The sequence below is a fragment of the Acidimicrobiales bacterium genome (assembly GCA_040219515.1).
Lineage (GTDB): Bacteria > Actinomycetota > Acidimicrobiia > Acidimicrobiales > Aldehydirespiratoraceae > JAJRXC01.
Map to the genome: position 1 here is coordinate 149295 of JAVJSI010000013.1, position 23471 is coordinate 172765.

The 23471-nt window shown below is 68.4% G+C and carries 21 protein-coding genes; 5 read left to right on the forward strand and 16 right to left on the reverse strand.

The features are described 5' to 3' along the window. Nucleotides 1–130 precede the first annotated feature (130 nt). A complete protein-coding gene (locus RIB98_13090) occupies nucleotides 131–2383 on the forward strand; it encodes a molybdopterin oxidoreductase family protein (GenBank protein MEQ8841909.1) in 2253 nt (750 codons plus the stop codon). A 52-nt stretch (nucleotides 2384–2435) separates the two neighbouring features. Then, the gene (locus RIB98_13095) at nucleotides 2436–2951 is read left to right on the forward strand and encodes a GNAT family N-acetyltransferase (protein ID MEQ8841910.1); all 516 of its coding nucleotides are present in this window, start codon (nucleotides 2436–2438) and stop codon (nucleotides 2949–2951) included. Here RIB98_13095 and RIB98_13100 read toward each other — a convergent pair. From RIB98_13100 to RIB98_13125, 6 genes are all read right to left on the reverse strand, one after another. Next, a complete protein-coding gene (locus RIB98_13100; protein ID MEQ8841911.1) occupies nucleotides 2929–3834 on the reverse strand; it encodes an LLM class flavin-dependent oxidoreductase in 906 nt (301 codons plus the stop codon). The genes RIB98_13095 and RIB98_13100 overlap by 23 nt on opposite strands. A gap of 31 nt (nucleotides 3835–3865) precedes the next feature. Then, nucleotides 3866–5206, reverse strand: a complete 1341-nt coding sequence (locus RIB98_13105) for a S8 family serine peptidase (GenBank protein MEQ8841912.1) — start codon at nucleotides 5204–5206, stop codon at nucleotides 3866–3868. Nucleotides 5207–5340: 134 nt separating this feature from the next. Further along, nucleotides 5341–6006 carry a response regulator transcription factor gene (locus RIB98_13110; protein MEQ8841913.1) on the reverse strand — a complete coding sequence of 222 codons (666 nt, stop codon included), beginning with the start codon at nucleotides 6004–6006 and terminating at the stop codon, nucleotides 5341–5343. Further along, nucleotides 6006–7205 carry an EAL domain-containing protein gene (locus RIB98_13115; protein MEQ8841914.1) on the reverse strand — a complete coding sequence of 400 codons (1200 nt, stop codon included), beginning with the start codon at nucleotides 7203–7205 and terminating at the stop codon, nucleotides 6006–6008. The genes RIB98_13110 and RIB98_13115 overlap by 1 nt, the downstream gene beginning before the upstream one ends. Then, nucleotides 7202–8284 (reverse strand): response regulator, encoded by a 1083-nt coding sequence (locus RIB98_13120; protein ID MEQ8841915.1) that lies wholly within the window; start codon nucleotides 8282–8284, stop codon nucleotides 7202–7204. The genes RIB98_13115 and RIB98_13120 overlap by 4 nt, the downstream gene beginning before the upstream one ends. 54 nt (nucleotides 8285–8338) lie before the next feature. After that, nucleotides 8339–8917, reverse strand: coding sequence for a PAS domain-containing protein (locus RIB98_13125; protein MEQ8841916.1), 579 nt, complete (start codon nucleotides 8915–8917; stop codon nucleotides 8339–8341). A gap of 148 nt (nucleotides 8918–9065) precedes the next feature. Between RIB98_13125 and RIB98_13130 the strand changes: the two genes are divergently transcribed. Continuing rightward, nucleotides 9066–9860, forward strand: a complete 795-nt coding sequence (locus RIB98_13130) for an SDR family oxidoreductase (protein ID MEQ8841917.1) — start codon at nucleotides 9066–9068, stop codon at nucleotides 9858–9860. Nucleotides 9861–9865: 5 nt separating this feature from the next. Here RIB98_13130 and RIB98_13135 read toward each other — a convergent pair whose 3' ends face one another. The 4 genes from RIB98_13135 to RIB98_13150 all read right to left on the reverse strand — a co-directional run bounded on the left by RIB98_13135 (nucleotide 9866) and on the right by RIB98_13150 (nucleotide 13650). Beyond that, nucleotides 9866–10546 (reverse strand): ATP-binding protein, encoded by a 681-nt coding sequence (locus tag RIB98_13135; GenBank protein MEQ8841918.1) that lies wholly within the window; start codon nucleotides 10544–10546, stop codon nucleotides 9866–9868. 61 nt (nucleotides 10547–10607) lie between these two features. Then, nucleotides 10608–11018, reverse strand: coding sequence for a response regulator (locus RIB98_13140; protein MEQ8841919.1), 411 nt, complete (start codon nucleotides 11016–11018; stop codon nucleotides 10608–10610). Then, nucleotides 11015–13204, reverse strand: coding sequence for a CHASE domain-containing protein (locus RIB98_13145; protein MEQ8841920.1), 2190 nt, complete (start codon nucleotides 13202–13204; stop codon nucleotides 11015–11017). The genes RIB98_13140 and RIB98_13145 overlap by 4 nt, the downstream gene beginning before the upstream one ends. Nucleotides 13205–13398: 194 nt before the next feature. Next, entirely contained in the window at nucleotides 13399–13650 is a 252-nt protein-coding gene (locus tag RIB98_13150; protein ID MEQ8841921.1) for a hypothetical protein, read from the reverse strand. Between the two features lie 163 nt (nucleotides 13651–13813). On the opposite strand from RIB98_13150, the gene RIB98_13155 reads away from it, so the two are divergent. Both RIB98_13155 and RIB98_13160 read left to right on the forward strand, forming a co-directional pair. Next, nucleotides 13814–15364 carry an AMP-binding protein gene (locus RIB98_13155; protein ID MEQ8841922.1) on the forward strand — a complete coding sequence of 517 codons (1551 nt, stop codon included), beginning with the start codon at nucleotides 13814–13816 and terminating at the stop codon, nucleotides 15362–15364. Between the two features lie 19 nt (nucleotides 15365–15383). Beyond that, nucleotides 15384–16937, forward strand: coding sequence for an MFS transporter (locus tag RIB98_13160; protein ID MEQ8841923.1), 1554 nt, complete (start codon nucleotides 15384–15386; stop codon nucleotides 16935–16937). 9 nt (nucleotides 16938–16946) lie between these two features. Here RIB98_13160 and RIB98_13165 read toward each other — a convergent pair whose 3' ends face one another. From RIB98_13165 to RIB98_13190, 6 genes are read right to left on the reverse strand one after another with little or no spacing between them, the layout of a single operon-like run. Then, nucleotides 16947–17804 carry an amidohydrolase family protein gene (locus RIB98_13165; protein ID MEQ8841924.1) on the reverse strand — a complete coding sequence of 286 codons (858 nt, stop codon included), beginning with the start codon at nucleotides 17802–17804 and terminating at the stop codon, nucleotides 16947–16949. Next, nucleotides 17801–18163, reverse strand: coding sequence for a hypothetical protein (locus tag RIB98_13170; GenBank protein MEQ8841925.1), 363 nt, complete (start codon nucleotides 18161–18163; stop codon nucleotides 17801–17803). The genes RIB98_13165 and RIB98_13170 overlap by 4 nt, the downstream gene beginning before the upstream one ends. Next, entirely contained in the window at nucleotides 18163–18879 is a 717-nt protein-coding gene (locus tag RIB98_13175) for an ABC transporter ATP-binding protein (protein MEQ8841926.1), read from the reverse strand. Before RIB98_13175 ends, RIB98_13170 begins: the two co-directional genes overlap by 1 nt. Beyond that, on the reverse strand, nucleotides 18876–19601 hold the full coding sequence (locus RIB98_13180; GenBank protein MEQ8841927.1) for an ABC transporter ATP-binding protein: 726 nt from the start codon (nucleotides 19599–19601) through the stop codon (nucleotides 18876–18878). Before RIB98_13180 ends, RIB98_13175 begins: the two co-directional genes overlap by 4 nt. 22 nt (nucleotides 19602–19623) lie before the next feature. Continuing rightward, the gene (locus tag RIB98_13185; GenBank protein ID MEQ8841928.1) at nucleotides 19624–21891 is read right to left on the reverse strand and encodes an ABC transporter permease; all 2268 of its coding nucleotides are present in this window, start codon (nucleotides 21889–21891) and stop codon (nucleotides 19624–19626) included. A 37-nt stretch (nucleotides 21892–21928) separates the two neighbouring features. Beyond that, nucleotides 21929–23395 (reverse strand): ABC transporter substrate-binding protein, encoded by a 1467-nt coding sequence (locus RIB98_13190; protein ID MEQ8841929.1) that lies wholly within the window; start codon nucleotides 23393–23395, stop codon nucleotides 21929–21931. Between the last annotated feature and the right edge of the window lie 76 nt (nucleotides 23396–23471).

Sequence of the window (23471 nt, forward strand, 5' to 3'; positions counted from 1 at the left end):
TGCGGTGGTGAACTCGCCTCAAGTTGCTGAGGGGAGGGGGGAGAGGGGTTGACGGACGATGAGGTGTGGTGTCGCTCGCGGAGCGAGTTTCGCCCGGTCCCCGGTCGAGCGGTTGTGTCACGATGACGTCATGAACGACGTCGCCGATCGCATCGCCTTCCGTACCTGCCCGCTCTGCGAGGCCACCTGCGGGTTGGAGATCGAGATCCGCGACGGCGCGGTGAAGCGGATCCGAGGCGATCGTGACGACGTGTTCTCGCACGGATTCATCTGTCCGAAGGGATCCACCCTCAAGCAGTTGCACGACGACCCCGACCGGCTGCGACGACCGCTGGTTCGTCGGGCGTTCGACGCAGATGGCGATCCGGTGTTCGAGGAGGTCAGCTGGTCCGAGGCTTTCGCCGAGGCCGATCGCCTTCTGCGGGAAGTCCGAGCGGCGCACGGCAACGAGGCCGTGGGTGCGTATCTCGGCAACCCCGGCGCCCACGTGCTCGCCGCCGCCACCCACACCCGCCATCTCCTGAAGGCGCTCGGTCCCGGCGCGGTGTTCTCGGCCAGCACCGTCGACCAGATGCCCCGCCACGTGGCCTCGGGCTACCTCTACGGCAGCGGCGGCTTCATGCCGGTGCCCGACATCGATCGCACCGACCTGTTCGTCTGCATCGGGGCCAACCCGTATGCCTCCAACGGCAGCATCGCCACCGCCCCTGATTTCCCCGGACGGATCGAAGCCGTGCAGGCCCGCGGTGGTCGCGTGATCGTGATCGACCCGCGTCGCACCCGCACGGCCGAGCAGGCCGACCTGCATCTGCCGGTGCGGCCGGGCACCGATGCCGTGGTCCTCGCCGCGGTCGTGCGCCGACTCCTCGGGCAGGGCCATGAGGCAGTCGGCCACGTCGCCGAGCTGGTCGACGGAATCGACGACCTGCGAGCAGCGGTCGAACCGTTCACGGCGGACATGGCCGCGTCGGCGTCGGGGATCACCGCCGAGCAGATCGACGCGCTCGCCGACGAGATCGCAGCCGCCGAACGGGCCGCCGTCTACGGCCGCATCGGTGTCTGCACCGTCGAGTTCGGGACGCTCACGACCTGGCTGCTCGACGTGATCTCGATCCTCACCGGCAACCTCGACGAGGCCGGCGGCCTGATGTTCCCCGCGCCGGCCCACGATCGGGTGCGGGCGCCCAAGGAGGGCCGTGCCTACCGGGTCGGGCGCCGTCTCAGCCGTGTCAATCAGCGCCCGGAGGTGCAGGGTGAGTTTCCGGCCGCCGACCTGCCCGACGAGATACTCGAGCCGGGCGACGGACAGCTGAGGATGATGGTGACCGTCGCCGGCAACCCGGTGCTGAGCTGCCCCGACGGCGAGCGAATGGACGCCGCCTTCGCGTCGCTCGACGCGATGATCAGCGTCGACATCTACCTCAACGAGACCACGCGCCACGCCGACGTGATCCTGCCGCCCCCCGGCGCGCTCGAGAAGAGCCACTACGACCTGAACTTCACGAACCTCAGCGTGCGCAACGTCGCCAACTACTCGCCGGCGGTCTTCGCGGCCGACGGCCCCACCGAGGAGGACATCCTCGCCACACTCACCCTCATCGCCCTGGGGTTCGGGCCCGACGCCGATCCCGACGACATGCACGACCAGCTCGTGGCGGGACTACTGCAAGGCGAGATCGACACCCCCGAGTCGCCGATCGCCGGGCGGGACCTCGACGAGCTGTTGGCGATGGTCGACGGCGACACCGGCAGTGACCGTGTGCTCGACTGCATGCTGCGCACCGGTCCCCGGGGCGACGGTTTCGGGGCCGTCGCCGACGGCTTGTCGCTGGCCCGGCTGCGGGCGAACCCGCACGGCATCGATTTCGGCGCGCTCGAGTCGCGACTGCCCGACCTGTTGCGCACACCGGGTCGGCGCATCGATCTCTTCGCCGGTCCGTTCGCCGACGACCTGGCGCGCCTGGCGACGCGGCTTCCCGAGTGGGCCGCCGACGATCGACTCCGCCTGATCGGACGACGCCATCTGCGCAGCAACAACTCGTGGATGCACAACCTGCCCGTGCTGGTGAAGGGAAAGCCGCGCTGCACACTCCAGATGCACCCCGACAACGCGGCCGACCAAGGGCTGCGCGACGGTGACGCCGCCGTGGTGCGGTCACGGGTCGGCGAGGTGACCGTGCCGATCGAGGTGACCGACGCGGTCATGCCCGGTGTCGTGAGCCTGCCCCATGGCTGGGGCCACGGGAGGCCGGGGGCACGGCTGGCCGTCGCCGCCGAACACGCCGGCGTCAACACCAACGTCCTCACCGACCCGACGATGCTCGACCCGCTGTCGGGCAATGCCGTGCTGAACGGCATCCCGGTCGACGTCGAACCCGGCTGACCCGACGATGACACACTCGCGACCGCCCGAGCGGCTAGCCCACGATCTCGTCGTGCTGCAACGATCGAACCTCGCGCACCTCGACGGTCTCCAGGCTGCCCTCGCGGCCAGCCATGACGAGCTGCGGGCGTTCATGGACTGGGTGGGCGATGAGCCGCAGACGATCGAGGTGACCAGGCAGTACCTCATCGATCAGGGCACCGCGTGGGAGGCGCGCCACGAGTTCACCTTCGCGATGACCGATCCGGCGAACGACGACGTGATCGGCAACTGTTCCCTGATGGCCCGCCAGGGACCGGGACGCCTCGAGATCGGGTACTGGGTCCGCTCGGACCGGGTCGGCGCCGGGGTGGCCACCGCGGCGGCGTCGCTCCTGACCGATGCCGCCTTCGACATCGACGGCATCGAGATCGTCGAGATCCATCACGACGCGGCCAACGTCGCGAGCAGCCGGGTGCCCGAGAAGCTCGGCTACACCGAGGTGGCTCGTCGGCCCGTGGAGATCGATTCGCCGGGTGAGGTCGGCATCGACGTGGTCTGGGAGCTCACCCGCTCAGCGCGGCCCTGACCTCGCCGGCCAGCTCGAGCGTCTCGAGCGCGTCGGCTTGTTCGATGGTCATGCACCGGATCACGATCTCGTCGACCCCGAGATCACCGAACGGTGACAGCTGCTCGACGACGTCGTCGACGCCGCCGTAGGCCACCATCTCGCGTGTCATGCCGCGGTAGCCGCGGGTGATCATGTCGTCGCCGAGCTGTCGCGCCCGATCCCCATCGCGCAGGATGATCACGTCCTTGCGGACCCGCACGGCGCTCGCTCGGCCGAGCCGCTCGGCCTCGGCCCGGTAGATCTCGATCATCGCCGGCGCGCCGGCCGGCGTGACGTGGGGCCCGCCGTACCAGCAGTCGCCTTCGCGGGCCGCGCGCCGGAGGGGTCCGTCGCCGCCGGCGCCGATCCACCACTCGACGCCGCTCGGTGGCCGAGGGTTGGCCACCGCGCCGACGACACCGAAGCGCTCACTGTCGACGCGCTCGCCGGCGAGCAACGCCTTGATCACCCTGATCGACTCGTCGAGGTCGGTCCCGCGGGTCGTGAGGTCGGCGCTCATGGCTGCGAACTGTTCGGCCCCGCCGCCGATACCGGTCTGGACCACGAACGGCCCCCGATGCAGGGCGGCGAGCGTGCCGACCATCTCGGCGACGAGCACGGGATGCCACAGGGGGAGGAGAAAGAGGCATCCGAGCGGGCGGTTCGGGTCCCACTCGGCGGTCAGGCGACCGAGCATGGGCACACCCTGGTAGTAGGGCACGGCCACCGAGTGGTGGTCGCCGAGGGTCAGCGAGTCGAGACCGGCGTCACGGGCGACCCGGGCTCGCTCGAGGATCCACTGCGCGCCCGCAGCGTGGTCGGCGGTGTCGTGGGTCGAGCTGAGGGAGACGCCGAGCCGCATGGCCGGACTGTAGTCACCGGCGACCCCTGCGTCAGGTGGTGGGGCTGCCTTCGGCTCGCCAGAGGAGGGTGGCGGCTTGGGCTCGGGTGAGGGGTTGGTCGGGGGAGAAGGTGGTGGGGGTGGTGCCGGTGCTGATGCCGTTGGTGGCGAGCCAGGTGACGGCGTCGGCGTAGTAGGCGTGGGGGGCGACGTCGGCGAAGCGGGGGATGGCGACGGTCGGGGAGGGCTGCGGGGTCGCGATCACACGGGACGGGGTGACGGCCGGTTCGGTGGTCACGTCGGGTTCCGGGACGTCGGGTTCGAGCGCCTCAGCGAGCTTCGTGCCGTCGAGGTTCCCGAACCGGGTCCAGGTCGTGGTGAACGTCGAGGTCTCGAGCGTGGAGGTGGTCGTCGCTGCGCTGGTGTCCACGCTGCGGAGCAGGGCCGCCGCACCGGCGACGATCGGGGAGGCGAAGCTGGTGCCGCACCGTGACTGCCCGACCGGTGTGCTCACCCAGACGCAGCCCGGGGCGGCGAGGTCGACCCAGGTGCCGAAGTTGCTGAAGGAGTAGCGGGTACCGCTCTCGTCGTGGGCACCGACGGCGATGGCACCGGTGTAGGCGGCCGGGTAGTAGGGGTCGGTTCGTTCGTAGTTGCCGGCGGCGGCGACCACCACGACCCCCTTGTCGGTGGCATAGCCGATCGCATCCTCGAGGAGGTCGGAACCCACGAACCCGCCGAAGCTCATGTTGATGACGTCGGCGCCCTGGTCGACGGCCCAGATGATGCCTCGTGCGGCCCTGTCCCAACGCACCGTTCCGTCGGCCTGCGCGACCTGGACGGGCAGAACCGAGCACTGCGGGCAGGCGCCGACGCCGCCGATGCCGTTGTCGATGCCGGCGGCGGCGACCAGGGCGACGGCGGTGCCGTGGCCGTTGAGGTCGGTCTGGGCGAGGCCGCTGGTGAAGCTCGTGCCCGGGAGCAGGCGGCCGGCGAGATCCGGCATCGGTGTCACGCCGGTGTCCAGTACGGCGATCACGATCGACTCGTCGCCGCGGGTGTGATCCCAGACCGCCTCGATGGCCGTCGTCGTGAACTCCCACTGGAGCGACCGCTCGATGTCGACCTCCGCGATCGTTCCCCCGGTGAGTTCCTCGATGTCCTCCACCATCGGGTGGCTGTCGAGCGCCTCCATCTCACTGTCGGTCAGCGACGCCGCCACGAACTGCGGCCGACCGTCGGCATCGTCGTCGAACCGGATGACGACATCCTGTGTCTCGTCGACGTCGCCGGGCGTCCCGATCGCGGCGACGGGCGCTGCGGATGTGGCCACGATGGCAAGGGCCAGTGTCAGCACGAGCGATGCGCTGAGAACAACTCTCGATCCGGTCATACCTCCGGCTACGGCGCCGAGAGGAGGCCCCCTGATCGCTTCGGGCACTGCGGCGAGTCAGCCGCTGACAGGTGTCCGTCCGGTAGGACGATCGGCCCAGCCGACTCGGTGACGACTGTGATTCGGTGGTGGGGTCAGCGACCCGTGACGGCAGTTGCCGCGAGGTGCATCTCGATCTCGCCCTGGTGTTGGGATGCGATCAGCGCCGCCTCGGTCCGGTTCCGGGCGTCGATCGTGCGCAGCAGTCGCGAGATCCAGTTCCGGCACGTGCCGCCGGAGACGTACATCGCGCTCGCGATCTCGGCGGTCGTGGCGCCCTTCGCGAGGTGCAGGAGAAGCTCCAGCTGTTTGCGATCGCAGCGATCGACGGGTGGCGGGAGCGTGGTGTCGTTGCGCACGGCGGAGAAGAGCTCGGTCTGCAGCACGGGGTCCACCACCACCTCGCCGGCGATGACCTGCAGCACGGACCTGACCAGGGCCGCGCTGTCGGCTCGCTTCAGCACATAGCCGCGGGCACCGTTCTCCATCGCGAGGGAGAACTGGCCCGACTGCCCGCTGGCGGACAGCATCAACACCCGCGTCATGCCGGAGATCCGGCCACAGAGATCGAGACCGCTTCCGTCGGGAAGGTCGACGTCGAGCAGTGTGACGTGCGGACGGGTGTCGGCGATCAGCGCCTCGCCGGCGGCGACCGAACCGGCCTCGCCGACGACCTCCAGGCCCTCGGTGGATTCGAGGAGCCGGGCGATGCCGTCGCGCACGAGCGCGTGATCGTCGATGAGTGCGATGCGATGGGCCATCAGGCTGCTGCTCCGTCGATTCGTGTGAACTGGGGGCTCGGTGTGGGACGGCCCAACAGGTATCCCTGGCCGAATCGACATCCCCACGCCCGGAGGGCGTCGGCCTGCGCCGGCGTTTCGATGCCTTCGCCGATCACCGCGATGCCGAGGTCGTTGGCGAGATCGATCTGCGATCGCAGCACGATGTCGGATCTCGGCTCACCGATGGTGTGCGTCAGCGCGTGGTCGAGTTTCAACAGGGAGATCGGCCATTCGGAGAGGTACTTCAGGGACGAGTGGCCGGCGCCGTAGTCGTCGATCGCCAGACGGAAGCCGGCGGCGTGGAGCGCCTCGATCTGTCGGGAGGTCACGGCGGAGCTGTTGACCAGGACGGACTCGGTGATCTCGAGCACGATGTCCCCGGTGTGGAGATTGCACCGCCGTGCGGCGGCGGTGAGCCGATCGACGAAACGGGGATCGGGCAGCTCCACGTCGGAGACGTTGATGCTGATGCGAGTGTGTTCGGGCCAGTCGGCGGCCGCCTCGAACGCCTTGCGCGACACGAGTGCGCTCAGCGGGCCGATCAATCCCAGGCGCTCGGCCGCGGGAATGAACTCGGCCGGGGAGGGCGCGTCCGTCCCCTCGATGCGGGCGAGCGCCTCGAACCCGGCGACCGTGCCGCCGTCGAGTTCGACGATGGGCTGGAAGTGCGGGGTGACCAGTCCACCACGTACGGCATCGCGCACGGTTTCCTCGACGGTGAGCTCGCGACGCCGATGTCGCCGGTCGGCGGGGGAGAAGCTGCGAACCGGGGGCCGTCCGCGCCCGGTGGTGGCTCGTAACGCCGATGTCGCGTGACGGCTCGCCTCGCTCACGGATTCGCCCTCCTGGCAGCGGGCGCCGCCCATCCGGATGAGCTGACCGGCGCCGGGAGCCACGGTGTCGGCGGCAAGCGCGGCGGCGCGATAGAGGCGAGAGCCGATGCGGTCGGCCATGGCGTCATCGGCGATGTCGTCGAGAGAGATGGTCAGGAGTGATCCACCGACCGTGGTGATGTCGTCCTGGTCGCGACACATGGCCTTCAGGCTCTCCACGATCGTGCGGTGGAGTTGATCGGCGACCTCGGCACCGAGTCGTTCGACGATGTCATCGACCGCGACCGACAGCACGTAGACCGCGCGCAGGCCGCGGGAGTCGTCGTCTCGACGGTCGACCGTCACGCGTGCTGGGGCGTACGACACGGAACCTCCCAGGTGAGCACGGACGCCCGGTCATCGACCGCGAACTCGCAACTGCCGCCGAGCTCGGCGGCTCGGTCGGCCATCCCGATCAGCCCCCGTCCGCCGCCCGGGGTCGTCGTCTGCTCGCCGACGGCGCACCGAACGACGATCCGCACCGTCTCCTCTGCGGTGATCTCGGCATCGATCGGGCCGACACCGTGGCGAACCGCGTTCATGACGCCCTCGCGGAAGACGGAGAGCATCGCCTGCCCACCGACGGGGCCGATCTGTTCCACGTCACCGAGCATTCGGAGATGGATCGCCCGGCCGGTGTTGTGTTGGATCTCGCGGGAAACGGCTTCGAACTCGTGGCTGAACGAATTCGGTTCCGCCGTCGGGTGCATCTGGTCGATCGCGAAGCGAAGATCGCCGACGGCCGCGTCGATGGTGCTGAGCGCGGCGCGGACCGACTGCAGGCCTGACTCGTCGACATTCGGGTCGTTGCTCACGATCGAGCGTTCGAGCTCCAGGCCCGCCGCGAACAGGCGCTGGATCACGCGGTCGTGGAGGTCGCGTCCGATCCGTCGGCGTTCGATCTCGATGGCTCGCTGGATCCGATGCTGATGGAGGTCTCGACGGAACTCGGCCCTTTCCACGGCGGCATCGAGACTCCACTCGAGCGCGTCCGGGGTGACGTCGCGTTTCGACAGGAAGTCGGCGGCACCGGAGCGCACGAGCGCACGCCCGATGTCCGCCTGCTCGTGATTGGTCATCACGATGATCGGCACCTCGTCGACCAGTTCGCGCATTGTGGTGAACGTCTCGGGGCCGTCGCTGTCGGGAAGCCCGAGGTCGACGATCACCGCCTCGAAGGGTTGCTCGTCGAGCATCGCGGTGGCCGCGGCGAGGGAGTCGGCGGCGGTGACCTTCCAGTGGCCGGACGCGGCCAACGAACGGCTGACGTGGGCCGCGAAGATCGGGTTGTCCTCCACGAGCAGGAGGTCGCGCTGCGGTGTGTTCATCTGTCCGTCGCGGGTGAGGCGGCCACCGAAGTGGTGGTGGGCGAGGAGTCTCCTCACTCCCTCAGATCGGCCGCGCGGCCGCATTCGTGAGCGGTCGATCGCCGTCGAGTGTCACTCGTCGTCGGTGGAAACGATGCGACGTTCTGCTTCCCGGCGCGCGGTGATGTCGACGACGTGGATCGCGAGGACCTCGATGGTCGAGCAGTGCGCGTCGGGAAGAGGGATCACGGTGAGTTCGAGCTCGAGTGTGCGGCCCGAATGGTGCCGGCACGAACGCTCCACCTGGACTGCACCTCCCGCCCGCATCGGTGTGGACGGAAGAAGGGACCCGCTCGACGAGATGCCCAGTGCACGATTGACACGAGTGCCTGCGACCTCGCGCCAGGCGCGTCCGGTGATGGCGAGGAAGGCCGGGTTCGCGTCGACGACACGTCCGAGCGGCGTTGCCAGCAGGATGCCGCAGGGCGACGATTCGAACAGCTCCTGGCCGGATCCCATCTCGAACCAGTGGCCCCGCTGCGGAGGCCGATCGCCGGTCGCGACCCGTGGCGCCGTCGGCGGTGCCGGCGGATCACATACTGCGGCGACGGCCGCGCTGGCCCACGCTGTCTGGACGACATCGGAGGGCCGCGGCCCGGTCGCGGCAGCGACGTTGGGATCGAGGACCGGGGTGGATGACGAGCTTTCCATGTGATCGTTTGTCGTCGTGAGATCGGTCCCCCCCAAGAGGAGGTCGACGCTCGCTCGGTGGCGCGCTGTCACCGTGCGGCTGGGTCGGCCGACTCAGCCGCACTGGTCCGATTGGTTCCCACCCCGGCATCCGCGGCACGCTCTGGTCGTGACCAGCACCAGCATGGACCTCTCGAAGGACTTCGCCGACCGGCGAGGCGCGGCGTTCGTCGTCGGCGGGAGCGGCGGGATCGGTGCGGCGATCAGCGTCGCTCTGGCTGAGCGCGGCTGTGATGTGGCGCTGACCTACCGAGGCAATGAGGATGCGGCGACCGAGGTGGCGGCGGCGGTGAGCGCATGTGGTCGGTCGGCGTGGACGATGCCCATGGACCTGCAGTCCCACCAGACCATCGCCGCGACGATCGAGGCGATCGCCGAAGCCGCCGATGGCATCCACACGCTCGTCTACGCCGCGGGTCCGCACGTCCCTCAGAGCCACCTGAGCACGATCGATCCGGGGGTGGTGCGTGCGCAGCTGGACATCGATGCCGCCGGCTTCTTCGCCATCGCCCAGCCGGCGCTCCCGCATCTCCGAGAGCGTCAGGGGTCGATCGTGGCCGTCACGACCGCCGCGACCCGACGGTTCCCCGTGCGCGACGGTCTGTCGTCGATCCCCAAGGCGGCGATCGAGGCCGCCATCCGCGGTATCGCCGCCGAGGAGGGTCGGTTCGGTGTGCGCGCCAACACCGTGGGCCCGGGCATGTTGACCGACGGGATGGCCGAACGGCTGATGGATTCCGGCGATCTCGACGAGCGAGCACTCGACGCCGCCCGTCGCAACATCCCGCTCCGCCGCTTCGGCGCCGCCGCAGACATCGCCGAGGCGGTGTGCTTCCTCGCATCCGATCGGGCCGGCTTCATCTCGGGCCAGCACCTCGATGTCGACGGTGGATTCACCGTCTGACCGGTTCAGCGGGCAAGACGGATCTCGACGCCGGGGCCCTCGGGGGAGGAGAGCAGCCGGAGACCTCCGCCGTGGAGTTCGCAGATGCGGCGACAGATCGCCAGTCCGACACCGGTCCCGCCCGTCCCGCCCGCTCGGCCGGCCCGGAACAGTTCGATGAGACTCGCGTCGTCGGCCCAGTCCTGCGCGCCGGGCTCGATGATCCGTAGTCGCTGATCGTCATCGACGAGGTCGTGCGACACGATGAGCCGGCGAGAGGGACCGTTGGCCCCGTGGCGGGCCGCGTTGTCGAAGAGTTCGGTGAACATGTCACAGATGAGGATCGGGTCGGCCGTGATGCGCACCGGCGCCGCCTCGATCTCGAGTGGCACCATCGGGAATCGCACCGCCGTTTCGGCGGATGCGGTTCGGACCACGTCGGCGAGTTCCAGCGACCTCGGCTGTGCCGTCGACAACCGGAGATACTCCGTGAGGCGGCGGGCCACTGCGTCGAGACCGCGCACCGACGATTGCATGTAGGCCGCCAGCGTGACCCGCTCGTCCGCGTCGATGTCAGGGGCGTCGAGGAGGTCGAGTCCGATGGCGATCGTGCGGATCGGCTCGAGCAGGTCGTGGCGGCAGAACCGTGCCAGTTCCTCGAGATCTCGTTCCGCGGGGGAGCCGACGTCGGTTGCGCGTGGGACCATGTATCACCTCCTGTACCACCGCTCCTGTCGGCGGCCGGCGTCGGGACCTGAGGCGGTGCGATCAACCGGCGGCGTCGGCCGGGAGCTCGGTCTCCAGGAGGTGGAGCATCCGATGGACGTCCATGGGCTTGGCGAAGAACGACGTGAAGGGGTCATCGCTGAAGTCGGACGCGCGGACGTCGAGGTCGGCGGTGACCATGACGACCTTCGTGAGTGCCGCCGCCGTGTCGTCGCGTATCTCGGCGAGCACATCGGTTCCCGACATGTCCGGGAGATGGACATCCAGGAACACGAGATCGATCGGCGTGGACTTAAGCGTCTGCAGCCCGCTGCGACCCGTGGCACACGAGACGGCTTCGAGGTCGGACCGTTGGCGCACGATCCGCTCGAACAGCAGGACGTTGGCCGGGTTGTCGTCGATGAACAGCACGCGTCGCGTCGCCACTCCTGCGGCCGCCTTTCCGATCGTCATCCGCCCTGCGTGACTCTAGTCCCCGACGGGGCTCCCTCCCTCGCGGGGAGATGGCGGCCGATGGCGTCGAGCAGATCAGCAACATCGAACGGCTTGGTCAGGTATGCGTCGGCGCCGGCCGCTTCCAGTCGTCGCCGTGTGTCCACATTGGCATCGGCGCTGAGGATCACGGCGGGGAGGTCGGGCCGTTGCATCGAGCGGAGCTGACGCAGCAGGATTTCGCCGTCGGTGTCGGGCAGGTTCACGTCGAGGAGAAGCAGATCGATCGATTCCCGGCCGGCGATCGCGGCCGCATCGGCGCCGTTGCGGGTCGACAGGAGCTGGACGTGGCGAAGGTGCGCCACGGCCGCGCGAACGAGTGCGCCGTTCGTCTCGTTGTCCTCGACGGAGAGAATCGTGCCGGTCGGCTCGCGGTCGTCGGTTGCCGTCCGCGCGGTCTCGATCGTCGGCGTGCTCGGTGGCAACGACGCCTGGACCTCGAGGTCGACCCAGAAGGTCGTGCCGACGCCGACGGTGGATTCGAGTCCGATCTCGGCGCCCATCTCCGCCACGAGCGTCTTCGTGAGTGTGAGACCGAGGCCCACGCCCTCGATGTCCGTCATCTCCGCGCCGAGGCGCTCGAACGGGAGGAAGAGCTTCGTCTGGTCCTCCGGGGCGATACCCGGGCCGGTGTCGCGCACCAGGATCCGACAGCCGTGTGCGCCGATCGGTTCGGTGGCGATCTCGACGGAGCCGCCGGGTCGGTTGTACTTGATCGCGTTGCTGCCGAGGTTGAGCAGCACCTGGGACAGACGCTGGCGATCGGAGCGGACCGACACATCGGCGGAGTGGACGTGGGCGCTGAGCCTGACGCCGTTCGCACTGGCCTGCGTGGACAGGAGCTGGACGACCTCCCGGATCAGCGCGTCGACCGGTACCGTCTCGAACGACATGGTCATCTCGCCGGCCTCGATGCGCGAGATCTGGAGAACCTCGTCGATCAGAGCGAGGAGATGCCTCCCCGCGTGCTCGATCTGTGATGCCTGCTCGGCCTGCTCGGTCTCGGGGTTCTCCAGCTGGAGGATCTGCGAGAAACCGATCACGGCGTTGAGCGGCGTGCGCAGTTCGTGGCTCATACGCGAGAGGAACCGGCTCTTGGCCCGATTCGCCGCGGTCGCTCGTTCTCTCGCCCTCAGCGCGATCAGTACGAGCGCGGTCACGATCAGGCCGGCGGCCGCGGTCGCCCACTTCAGGGTCCCGTTGAGCGGTGTTCCTTGGGTCCCGTCGATGGCTCGGACGCTCCACCGACGGCCGGCGACGTCGATGACGCTGACCTGGGGCGAATCGAGGTCGACCGCCGCCTCGTCGGCGAGTCCGGGAGTGGCGAACACCACCGTCGACTCGGAGGCGGCCGCACTCGGGCCCAGATCTCGGATCTCCACATCGGTGCGGTCGTCGAGGGCGATCACGCTTCCCGTCAGGTCGCCCATGCGAAACGCGGCGTAGACGACACCCTGAAACTGCGCCTGCCGCTCCTCGGTCGTGCCCGGCGTCAGGGCGTCGGCGTACCAGGGCACCATCACGAGAAAGGCGAACTGGGTGTCGGTCTCCTGGACCAGAGTGGTCGGCGCGGTCGCCGCCGGTGCGCCCGTGTTGCGGGCTCGGATGGCGGCGTCGGCGCGGTTCTCGATGGCGAGGAGGTCGAGGCCGAACGCGGCTTCGTTCCCGGCCACGGGGTGGATCAGCGAGATGGGGAGCAGCTCATCGGCGTCGCCGAGGGGGTGGAGTTCGAACGGGGGGAAGTCGGCCTCGGCTCGTGCCGCGCGCGCCTCGACGCCCCGGGAGTACTCGTCGAGCGCGGATCGTTCCACCAGCGGGGCCACGCCCACGACCTGCGCGCCGGGGAAGCGGACATCGAGTTCGAGCGACGTCACGTAGTCGGCGAAGAGTTGGTGGTCGTCGGCGGAGGACGCGACGACCTGACTGCGAAGACCGAAGAGGACCTCGACATAGGCCTCGACTCGCCGTTCGATCGCGTTCGCCGTGTCCTGGCTGAAGCGGGTGGCGAGGTCACGTTCGGTGGTGCGCTCCTCGGCTCGCAGCGCGAAGAAGGCCCCGGCGGTCACCGCGAGCAGCGCCATCACGAAGATCGCGGCACCGAGCGGAAGCCCGTGGCGCTGTGCGCTTCGATACCACGGACCGTTCATGTCGTCCCGTCGGCGGGCACGGCCCGCCCTTGAGGCGCTGGTTGCCGGAATGCCGCCATCCGCGGCGACGTCCGCTTCGGTCGGGTTCTGAGCGAAGAAACCCGGGCCGCAGCATCGTCCACGACAGGCCACTGGCCATCAGGCGTCGCCGTCGGCCGGACGTCGTCGCCCGTGGTGGGAATCTCCGGCTCAGGTCACCTGTTGGCGACGAGCGGTTCGAGCTCGCCGCCGTAGAGCATCGTTTGGGTGCCGTCGACGCATGAGCTCACGACGATGTACGAGTTCAGGTCGGAGTCGACCCCCCGCTCCACCAATCGAACGACGGTGCCGACGAGGGAGTCGATCGCCTCGATACCGGTGGGTGCGAGGTCGACGACGACGAAGCGTTCGTCAACGAGAGTTGCGTGATCCGTCGGTTGGGTGGGGCGGTGGCGTGAGGCGACCATGAGGCCTTCTTCGGACCAGGGAGCTCGGTTCTTTCGGAATCGGATCGACGCCGTTCTCGGTGTCACCGCCGTGTGAGTCCTATGGCCCATGCGGATCAACGACCGTCGTCCATGGGTCGCCGCCCGTTGCTAGGTTTCGACGACCGAATCCCAGGAGGAACCGTTGTATCCCGGAGCCCACGCCGCCAGTCGCCCCGACCACCCCGCCGTCATCATGGCGTCGACCGGCGACCGCATCTCATACGCCGAACTCGACGACGAGGCCAACCGGCTTTCCCACGTTTTCCACGACCTCGGCCTGCGACCCGGCGACCATGTCGCCTTCTGCCTCGAGAACCACCCTCGGTTCCTCTCGCTCTGCTGGGGGGCCCACTACGCGGGCCTGATCTACACCGCGATGAGCAGCCGCCTCACCACCGAGGAGATGGCCTACATCATCGACAACTGCGGGGCGAAGGTGTTCATCACGTCGCCCTACAAGGCGGATCAGGCCGCGGCGCTACTCGACCAGACGCCGGGGGTCGAACTGCGACTCATGCTCGATCGCACGATCGACGGCTACGACAGCTACGAGGATGCGCTCGAGGCTGCGTCACCCGAACCCCTGCCCGACCGGGTGGCCGGCACCGACATGCTCTACAGCTCCGGCACCACCGGACGTCCGAAGGGCATCATCCCGTCCGTGGGGCAGGTGCCGCTGGAGGAGGCCGGGTCCGGGGTCGGTGGGCTCGGCGCCATGCTCTTCGGCTTCGACGAGGATTCCCGCTACCTGTCGCCGGCCCCGCTCTATCACGCCGCGCCGCTGCGGTTCTGCATGGGCATGCACATGGCGGGTGGCACGGTCGTGGTCATGGAACGCTTCGATCCGGAGGACTACCTGCGCCTTGTCGGCGAGTACCAGATCACGGTGTCGCAGGTCGTGCCCACGATGTTCGTGAGGATGCTGAAGCTGCCCGAGGAGGTCCGGGCGGCCTACGACGTGTCGTCGTTGCAGGCGTGCCTCCACGCCGCGGCGCCCTGTCCGGTCGACGTGAAGCGGCAGATGATCGAATGGTGGGGTCCGGTCATCCACGAGTACTACGCCGGCACCGAGGGCAACGGGTTCGTCTACTGCAACAGCGAGCAGTGGCTCGAGCATCCCGGCACCGTCGGCTCTGCGCTCCTCGGCATCATCCACATCGTCGGTGACGACGGCGAGGAGGTGCCCGTGGGGGAGTCGGGCACCGTCTACTTCGAGGGCGGCGCCGAGTTCGAATATCACGGCGACCCCGAGAAGACGGCCGACTCTCGCCACCCGCGCGGATGGTCGACGCTCGGCGACGTGGGCCGGGTCGACGAGGACGGGTTCCTCTATCTGACCGATCGCAAGGCCTACATGATCATCTCGGGTGGTGTGAACATCTATCCGCAGGAAGCCGAGAACGTGCTGACGATGCACCCCGCAGTGGCCGACGTCGCCGTGATCGGGGTGCCCAACGAGGACTTCGGCGAGGAGGTGAAGGGTGTCGTGCAACCGGTCGAGATGCCCGCCGACGACGCGGCCGCCGCTGCGCTGTCCCGTGAGCTGATCGCGTACTGCCGCGAGCAGCTCGCCGACGTGAAGTGCCCGCGCTCCATCGACTTCCGCGAGGAACTCCCGCGCCACCCGACCGGGAAGCTCTACAAGCGTCTGCTCAAGGACGAGTACTGGGCCGACTCCGGCCGAACGATCTGACCGGCGGGAGGCCTCGCCGATGCGCCCCGACGTCGTCGTCACGACTCGCGTCGTCGACGCGCCCACGCGTGATCGGCTGTTGGCGGCGCGAGACGACATGGTGCTCGAGCGCGAGATCGCGCCAGGCCGTTTCGAACTGATCGAGGGACCGTTCCACGAGTACTCGAGGACGGTCGAGCTCGGGGAGGAGACCGCCACCGGAACGGCGGTCACCCAGACACTCGAGTACACGGCCGCGATGGCCGGATTCGGTGCGATGTTCGCCCGCCCGATTCGCCGGCAGATGGCCGATTTCTCGGGCAAACGGCCGTGGCCCTGGTGGAGCCCTCCCGAACGTCAGACTGCGCGCGTGTCCGAGATGGTGGCGCTGCTGTGCGCGCTGGCGTTCGTGATCGGCTACTCGATCAGCGTCACCACCCAGACGATGACCTTCGCGGTGGACGAGTTCGGGGTGTCGGACGCAGCCCAGGGCAACGCGCTCGCCTCGATCCGCGTCGGGGTCCTCATGTCGCTGGGCCTGCTGATGATCGCCGACCGGCGCGGCCGCCGGGGTGTGCTCATCGGCACGGTCACGGCCTCGTGCGTCGCCGCAGCCGCCGGCGCGATCGTGCCCAACATCGAGCTGTTGGCCGGCTCCCAGACGATCACTCGCGGCCTCGCCACCACGGCGAGCATCCTTCTCGGTGTCGTCGCCGCCGAGGAGGTCGGTCCTCGGAGCCGGGCCTACGCCGTGTCCGTGCTGGTGATGATGGGAGGGGCCGGCGCGTTCCTCTCGATCATGTTGCTGCCCATCGCCGGGATCGACGACTGGACGTGGCGTCTGCTCTTCGTCGTGCCGCTGCTGTTCCTCCCTCTCTGTCGTTCGGTCGCCCGCGTCCTACCGGAGTCGAGACGGTTCACCGCCGCCGAGGCCAGCCGGAACGACGATCATCCACCGGTCCCACCGACGCCCCGGGGCCAGTTCCGCAACCGGCTGCTCCTGCTGGCTGCGGCCGGCTTCATCCACGCGTCGTTTCAGGCCCCGACCAATCAGCTCCTCAACGACTTTCTGAAGGACGAGCGAGGGTTCTCGGCTTCGGGCATCTCCGGATTCCGAATGGCGACATCGCTCCCCGGGATTCTCGGCATCGTGGTCGGCGGTCGGCTGGCCGAGGTGCACGGCCGTCGAATGGTCGGTGCGCTCGCCGTGCTCATCGGCGGGGCCACGACCGTGGTCACCTACAACACGACCGGCGGGGTGATGTGGCTGGTGGCCATCGTGTCGATCGTCTTCACCGCTGCCGCGGTGCCCGCGCTGGGCGTCTACGGGCCAGAGCTCTTTCCGACCTCGATGCGGGGGCGGGCCAATGCGGTGATCACCACCATCACGGTCGCCGGTTCGGCGACGGGGCTCGTGATCGCGGGCCAACTCGACGAACGGTACGGCGGGCTCAGCCGCGGGGTCACCCTGCTCGGCGTCGGCCCGCTCATCGTGGTGCTGATGGTGGTGTTGCTCTACCCGGAAACCGCGAACCTCGACCTGGAAGACCTCAATCCGCAGGACGCGCCGATCGTTCGCGGCCTCGACCTGTGACCCGGCCGGTCAGTCGATCTTGAGGATCCGGGCCGCATTCCCGCGAAGGAACTTGGGCCAGACGTGGTCGCGGAAGGGCACGTCCTTCATCTCGGTCATGATCCGCTCGATCGACAGACCCATCGGGAAGTAGCCGGCGTAGAGCACCTTGTCGGCGCCGCGGGTGTTCGCATAGTCGATGATGGCCTTGGGGTAGTGCTTGGGGGCGAAGGCCGACGTGGAGAAGTGCAGACCGGGCCACTTCAGCATGAGCTTGACGGCGAGGGCCTCCCACGGCTCACAGCCGTGGCGGGTGACGAAGGTGAGCTCGGGGAAGTCGTACATCACCTGGTCGATGCGCTCGACGTGTTGCGGCGAGAACGGCAGCCGCGGCCCGGGGATGCCGGCACACACGAAGATCGGCAGGTCGAGCTCACAGCACGTCGCGTAGACCGGATAGAACTTCGGATCGTCGATCGGCACCTGGGGCACACAGCCGGCCGGGAACGCGCCGACCGATCGGGTGTTGAACTCGTCGTGCTCGCGGCGGATCTTGCGGACCGCACCGACGACGTCGTTGGGATCGACGTTGGTCTGGGCGATGAACCGATCCGGGTGGTCGGTGAGGGCCTTCTGCGACACCTCGCCCTCGCAGCCGATCAGGCCGATCTCGATGCCGTACTTGTCCATCTCGCCGATCGTCAGCGCGATGGGATCGTCGCTGCCGTAGAGCTCCTTCGGAACGCCCTTGAACATGTACTCGACCGGGAACTCGAAGTCCGTCGACTCGGTGTCCTTGAGCTGTCCACGGATGAAGTCGTACTGGCTGAAGTCCTGGGCCGGGAACGAGATCATGCAATCGATCGCCCCGATTCCGGTGGGCATCATGAGCTCTGCTCCTTCAGGGCCTCGATGAGGCGGTCGGTGTTGGCCCGGTCCTCGTAGACGAGACGAACGAGCCAGTAGCGGAAGTAGCGGGTGAGGCTGGCTCGCACGAACAGGGCGACGGCGCCGAGGGCGACCACCACGGCGACGAGGGCCAGGATGATCGACTCGTTCTGATCGCGGACGTCGCTTGCGCTCGTCGAACTGAAGTAGGCGATCAGGCCGAGCCCGATGGCAACGACGAACAGCACGATGGCGACACGAACCGCCATGCGTTCGGGGTTGGCCTTGCCGCCGCTCAGCCGTAGGTCGTCGACCTGGCTCTGGAACTCCTGCAGCCGGGGGCTGTTCTCATCGGTCATCAATGTCCTCCAGATTCGATGCCCAGGTAGGCAGCGGTCAGTTCTTCGGCGATTTCGGCGGGTGGTCCGGTCCGCGTGATGCGGCCGTGGAGCATGATGGCCGCACTGTCGGCGACACCCAAAACAGTCTGCGCGAACTGCTCGACGATCAGGATCGAGAGCCCGCCGCGGGCGAGCTCGGCGACCTGGCCGTAGAGCTCCTCGACGATGATCGGCGCGAGTCCCATCGAGAGCTCGTCGAGCATGAGCAGCGCCGGGTCGGTCGACATCGCCCGGGCCATGGCGAGCATCTGCTGCTCGCCGCCCGACAACGTGCCGGCGAGCTGCTTGCGTCGCTCGCCGAGGCGAGGGAACAGCGCATAGGCCCGGTCGGCGATCTCACCGTAGGACTTGCCGCTGAACGTCATCATGCGGATGTTCTCGGCCACGGTGAGGTTCGGGAAGATGCCCCGACCCTCGGGCACGAGACACACGCCGGCACGCGCCAGCGCGTCGGGGCGGGCGCCGTTGACCTCGCGTCCGCCGATCAGCAGCTGGCCGCCGCTGGGTTGGATCTGTCCGCTGGCCACGGCGAGCGTCGTGCTCTTGCCGGCGCCGTTCGGGCCGAGCAGGGCGAGCACCCGGCCGGGTTCCAGCACCAGGTCGACGCCGTGGAGCACGTCGATGATGCCGTAGCCGGCGCGAACGCCGCGGAGTTCGAGGAGGGGAGGAGTCATCCGTCGGTTCCCAGGTAGGCGCCGCGGACGGCCTCGTCGTTCTGGATCTCGTGGGGGGTGCCGGCGGCGATGATCTGTCCGAAGTCGAGCACGTGGATGTACGTGCAGGTGTTCATCACGAACCCCATGTCGTGCTCCACGAGCAGGACGGCGAGGTCGTCCTCGTTCACGAGTTGGCGCAGGAGTTCGCCGACACCGGCGGTCTCCTCCTCGGTGAGCCCCGACGACGCCTCGTCGAGCAGCAGCACCTTGGGTTGCGTGGCGAGCGCCCGGGCCAGCTCGACGAGCCTCGCCGTGCCGGTCGGGAGGGTGCCCACCGTGATCTCGGCGACGTCGGTGAGTCCGACGCGCTCGAGGATCTCGTCGGCCATCTGTCCGGGATTCGCCACCCGATGCATCTCGGCCGCGACGAGCACGTTGTCGCGCGCACTCAGGGAGTTGAAGGCCTCGAGCTTCTGGAACGTCCGCGACAGCCCACGGCGGGCTCGGGCGTGGACCCCGATCCGGGTGACCGGCTTCCCGCCCAGCCGGACCTCGCCGGCGGTGGGCGCCTGGTGACCGGTGATCACGTTGAACAGGGTCGTCTTGCCCGCGCCGTTCGGACCGATGAGGCCGGTGATCGTGCCGGCGGTGGCGCTCACGTTCGCCTGGCTCAACGCCTGGAGTCCGCCGAAACGAACGTCGATGTCCTGTGCCTCGAGCACCGCCTCCTGCTCAGACATTGCTTGCTCAGACGTTGCTTGCTCAGACATTGCTGCCGCCTGCCAGCTTGGCCGCTGCGGGACCCGCGGCGTGTCCCTCGACCCCGTGGGCGTAGCCGCCGGTGGGGGTCACGTCGTCGATGATGCCGAGGGTGTGGTCGAGCGCCACCACCGCCTCGCTCGTGAACGGTTCGGTCAGACCCAGCCCGCCGACTTCGGGCACGCGCTTCTTTTCCTTTTCGCGCGCGGCTTCCTCGCGGGCGTCGTGTCGCCACGGCAGCAGGGGCGCGAAGCCCTTGCCCATCTCGAAGATCGCCCCGCGGACGTTGACCACCATGCCGATGGCCAGCAGACCCGGTCCGAACTTGGCCAGGAAGTCCTCGAGGATCCAGACGAGGAAACTCACGTTGCCCGTCGCCTCCAGACGTTCGGCCAACCCCTGGAAGACGAACTGGAACGAGAGGAACACGCCGGCGATGGGGAACGACATTCCCGCCGCGGCCATGAGCAGCACGATGGTGAGGCCCTGGAGGAGGTCGAAGTTGCGGATCGGGTCGACGGTCGTCTTGCTGACGGCCCAGAACACGCCGGCCATCCCGGCGATCGATGCCGACGTGGCGTAGACGATGACCTTCGTCCACATGACGTTGACCCCGATGGTGGCGGCCGCGGCCTGGCTGTCCTGCATCGCCATCCAGCGACGTCCGTAGCGCGATCGGCGCAGAACGATCAGTCCGAACATCCCGATCGCGAACACGGTGACCACGAGCATGAAGAAGCTGAGGCGAGAGTCGAAGTCGAGTCGGAAGAAGCCCACGTCCCAGTTGAGGTTCGTGTAGGTGTGGGCCTGCGGGAACACCTTGGGGTGAGGGAAGAACAGGTTGCTCATGATGAGCGCGAACGCGAGCGAGAGCAGCGCGAGGTAGAGACCCTCGAGCCGTGCCGCGAAGAGGGCCACCAGGGCGCCCAACGGTGCGCTGAGCAGGCCGATCACCGGCAACCACCACAGGTTCCCGGTGTCCTCGGCGAACCATCGGAACAGGAACGCGCCGAAGCCGGCAAAAGCGAGGGGTGCGAAGTTCACCTGGCCCGCCCAGCCGGTGAGCGGGACGAGCGAGATGCCGATCAGGGCGAGCACCATGGCCGCGATGGCGTTGTTGAGGCTGACTTCGCTCCACTCGCCCGGATCCCAGATGACGAAGTGGAACAGGCCGCGAGCCATCACGAAGGCGACCACGATGAGGGCCACGGCACCGACGGCGCCTTCCCAGACCCGTGTCGTGCGTTCGATGGGTCTGAGGTTGGAGCTCACCCGTCCGACCGTCAGTCGTGATTGGGGAAGGGCGAGAACCACGAGGAAGAGAACGATGGGTGCGATCCCGCGGTTCGCGAACCGCCACTCGGCCCCGAGGCTGACCCACTGGCCGTAGTGGCTCTCGAGCAGGCCGATGAGCAGTGCCCCCACCACCGTGAGGGGCAGGCTGCGGAGCTGGCCGAACGCGGCGGCCGAGATGGCCACGATCAGCATCAGGTTGTTGAGATTCGTGCCGTTGAACTCCGTCTCCGGGGCGATGAGGATCCCGGCCAGCGCGGCCAACGACGATCCCAGTGCCCACGCAAACCCGGAGAGAACGCCGGGTCGGGCGCCGTTGAGCGCGGTGAGTTCGCGATTGTCGACCACCGCTCGCATGGCGACACCGATGCGCGTCCGGAACAGCAGGAGGCGCAGGAGCACGGCGATCAGCGCGGCGATCACGATCATCGCGAAGCGGTGCCACAGGACGTTGTAGCTGCCGATGGAGAAACCCTCGCCGGCCCAGAAGTACTCGATCCGGCGGATCTTGTCGGCCTGCCAGATCTGGCCGGTGAGGGTGAGCAGGAACACCATCAGGCCGACGGTGACCATCAGCTGCACGACGAGAGGAAGCGTGCGCACCTGCCGCATGAGGACGACGTCGATGGCGATCCCGAGCAGCGGGGCCACGACGAACACGACGATGAGGAGGCCGAGCCAGTTGGGCAATCCCAGGGCGTCGCGGTTCTCCACGAGTTCCCAATAGACGAACGCGCAGAAGACGCCGATACCGCCGTGGGCGAAATTGAATGTGCCGGTCGTCGTGTAGACCACGACGAGGCCGGCCGCGGAGACCGCGTAGAGCGAACCGATGGCCAAGCCGATGATGGTCGCCTGGAGCAAACCGTCGGCCGTGACCTCGCGGCCGGCCCAGCCCGCGGTGCCCACGTAGAGCACCAGGGCCAGGCCGGCCGCGATCGCGACCAAGAGCGACGTTCGGAGGTGCGGCAACCTCACCGGGCTGCCGCGTTCTGATCGGTCATCGGCGTCGGGCTCAGTCGAGCTCGAACGTCTCGGGGTTCGCCGTCACCGCACGACCGGGGTACGAGCAGTCGAGCTCGCCCCGCTCGGTCGGCTGGACCCGAACGTATTCGCCGTTCTGTACCTGCAACAGCACGAAGCAGTTGCCGATGGCATTCGTGGTGCTGAAGTCGGCGGGGGAAACCCACCCGCCGGCGTCGAAGGACTCGGTGGCCGCGAGCTCGTCGAGCAGCGATTGGCGAGTGACGCCGTTGGGACCGTCGCGGTCGACGATGCGGTTCACCGACTGCTCGAAGAGCAGACCGTCCATCCAGGCGCCGGCCGCCCACGCGGGCGGGAAGTCCGTGCCGATGCCGTCGAGGAACGCACTGAGGTTCTCGTTGGTGTCGGCCTCTTCGAAGGGCAGGAAGAACATCCAGACGTAGACGCCCTCGGCATCGGCACCGCCCTCTTCGATGAAGGCGGGGGTGTAGCACGAGAGCGAGCACAGCCAGGTGATCGAGTCCACGTCGATGCCCTGCACCGCGGCTTCGCGCTTCATCTTGAGCATCGCCTGGTCGTTGGAGCCGTTGTAGACGTAGTTCGAGCCGTTCTCACGGATCGCGGCGACGTACTGCCCGTACTCGGCCTGGGTGGCCGCACCCGAGGCACCGAAGATGGCGTCCCAGGTGACACCGGCCTGGGCTTGGCCCTCGGTGATGGGAACGGCCGAAGCGACCGTCGACGGGAGGTCAGCAGGAACGATGAAGACGCCGTTGAAGTCGACACCGAGCGATTCGGCGAGGAACTCCTGGGCGCCGGTGGCGACCGTGTACTCGCGGTCGCCGCCCTCGTAGGGGCAGGTTGCGCCGGGTCGGCTCAGGTGGAAGCTGTTGGCCGAGCACTGGTGCGGCACCTCGGTGGTGATGTAGGCGATGTCGGCGACGCCGATCGGGTCGCCGTTGGCGTTGGGGCAGCTGTTGAGGTCGGCGGTGTCGAGGCCGAACAGCACGGTCGTGCCCACGAGGGCCAGGGCCGAGTCGCAGGCCTTGAGGAAGCCGGCAACGGTCTGGGTGCCGTCGAGCTTCGAGTCGTGGAATTCGGCTTCGACCTGGCGACAGGCGAGTCCGCCGTTCGCGTTGACCGCATCGGCCCAGGCGAGCACACCGTCGCGCGATCCGGCGAAGAGGCCGGGGGCGAGCGGAGAGTCGACGTCGGCCATCACGATCACCTTGATGGTGTCCTCGGTGACACCGGTGTCGGTGGCCTCGAGGGTCACGCCCTCGCAGGGGTCGGTTTCGGGGGCGGCTTCGGTGGTCGTCGTGTCGTCGCCACCTTCCCCTTCGTCGCCGCCGTCACCCTCGTCGGGGGCCGCAGCGGTCGTGGTGGTGTCACCGGCATCGGTGGCGGTGTCGTCGTCTCGGTCGCTGCCGCAGGCTGCAGCCAGCATGCCCAGCGCCAAGACGGCTGACAGCCATCGGATCAGAAGTTTCTTCGACATGGACCCCTCCAGAGGGACGTGCTCAAGGCCGTTGGATCGGCCGCCGCGGACGATAGTCGGCCGCCCCACCAATGTG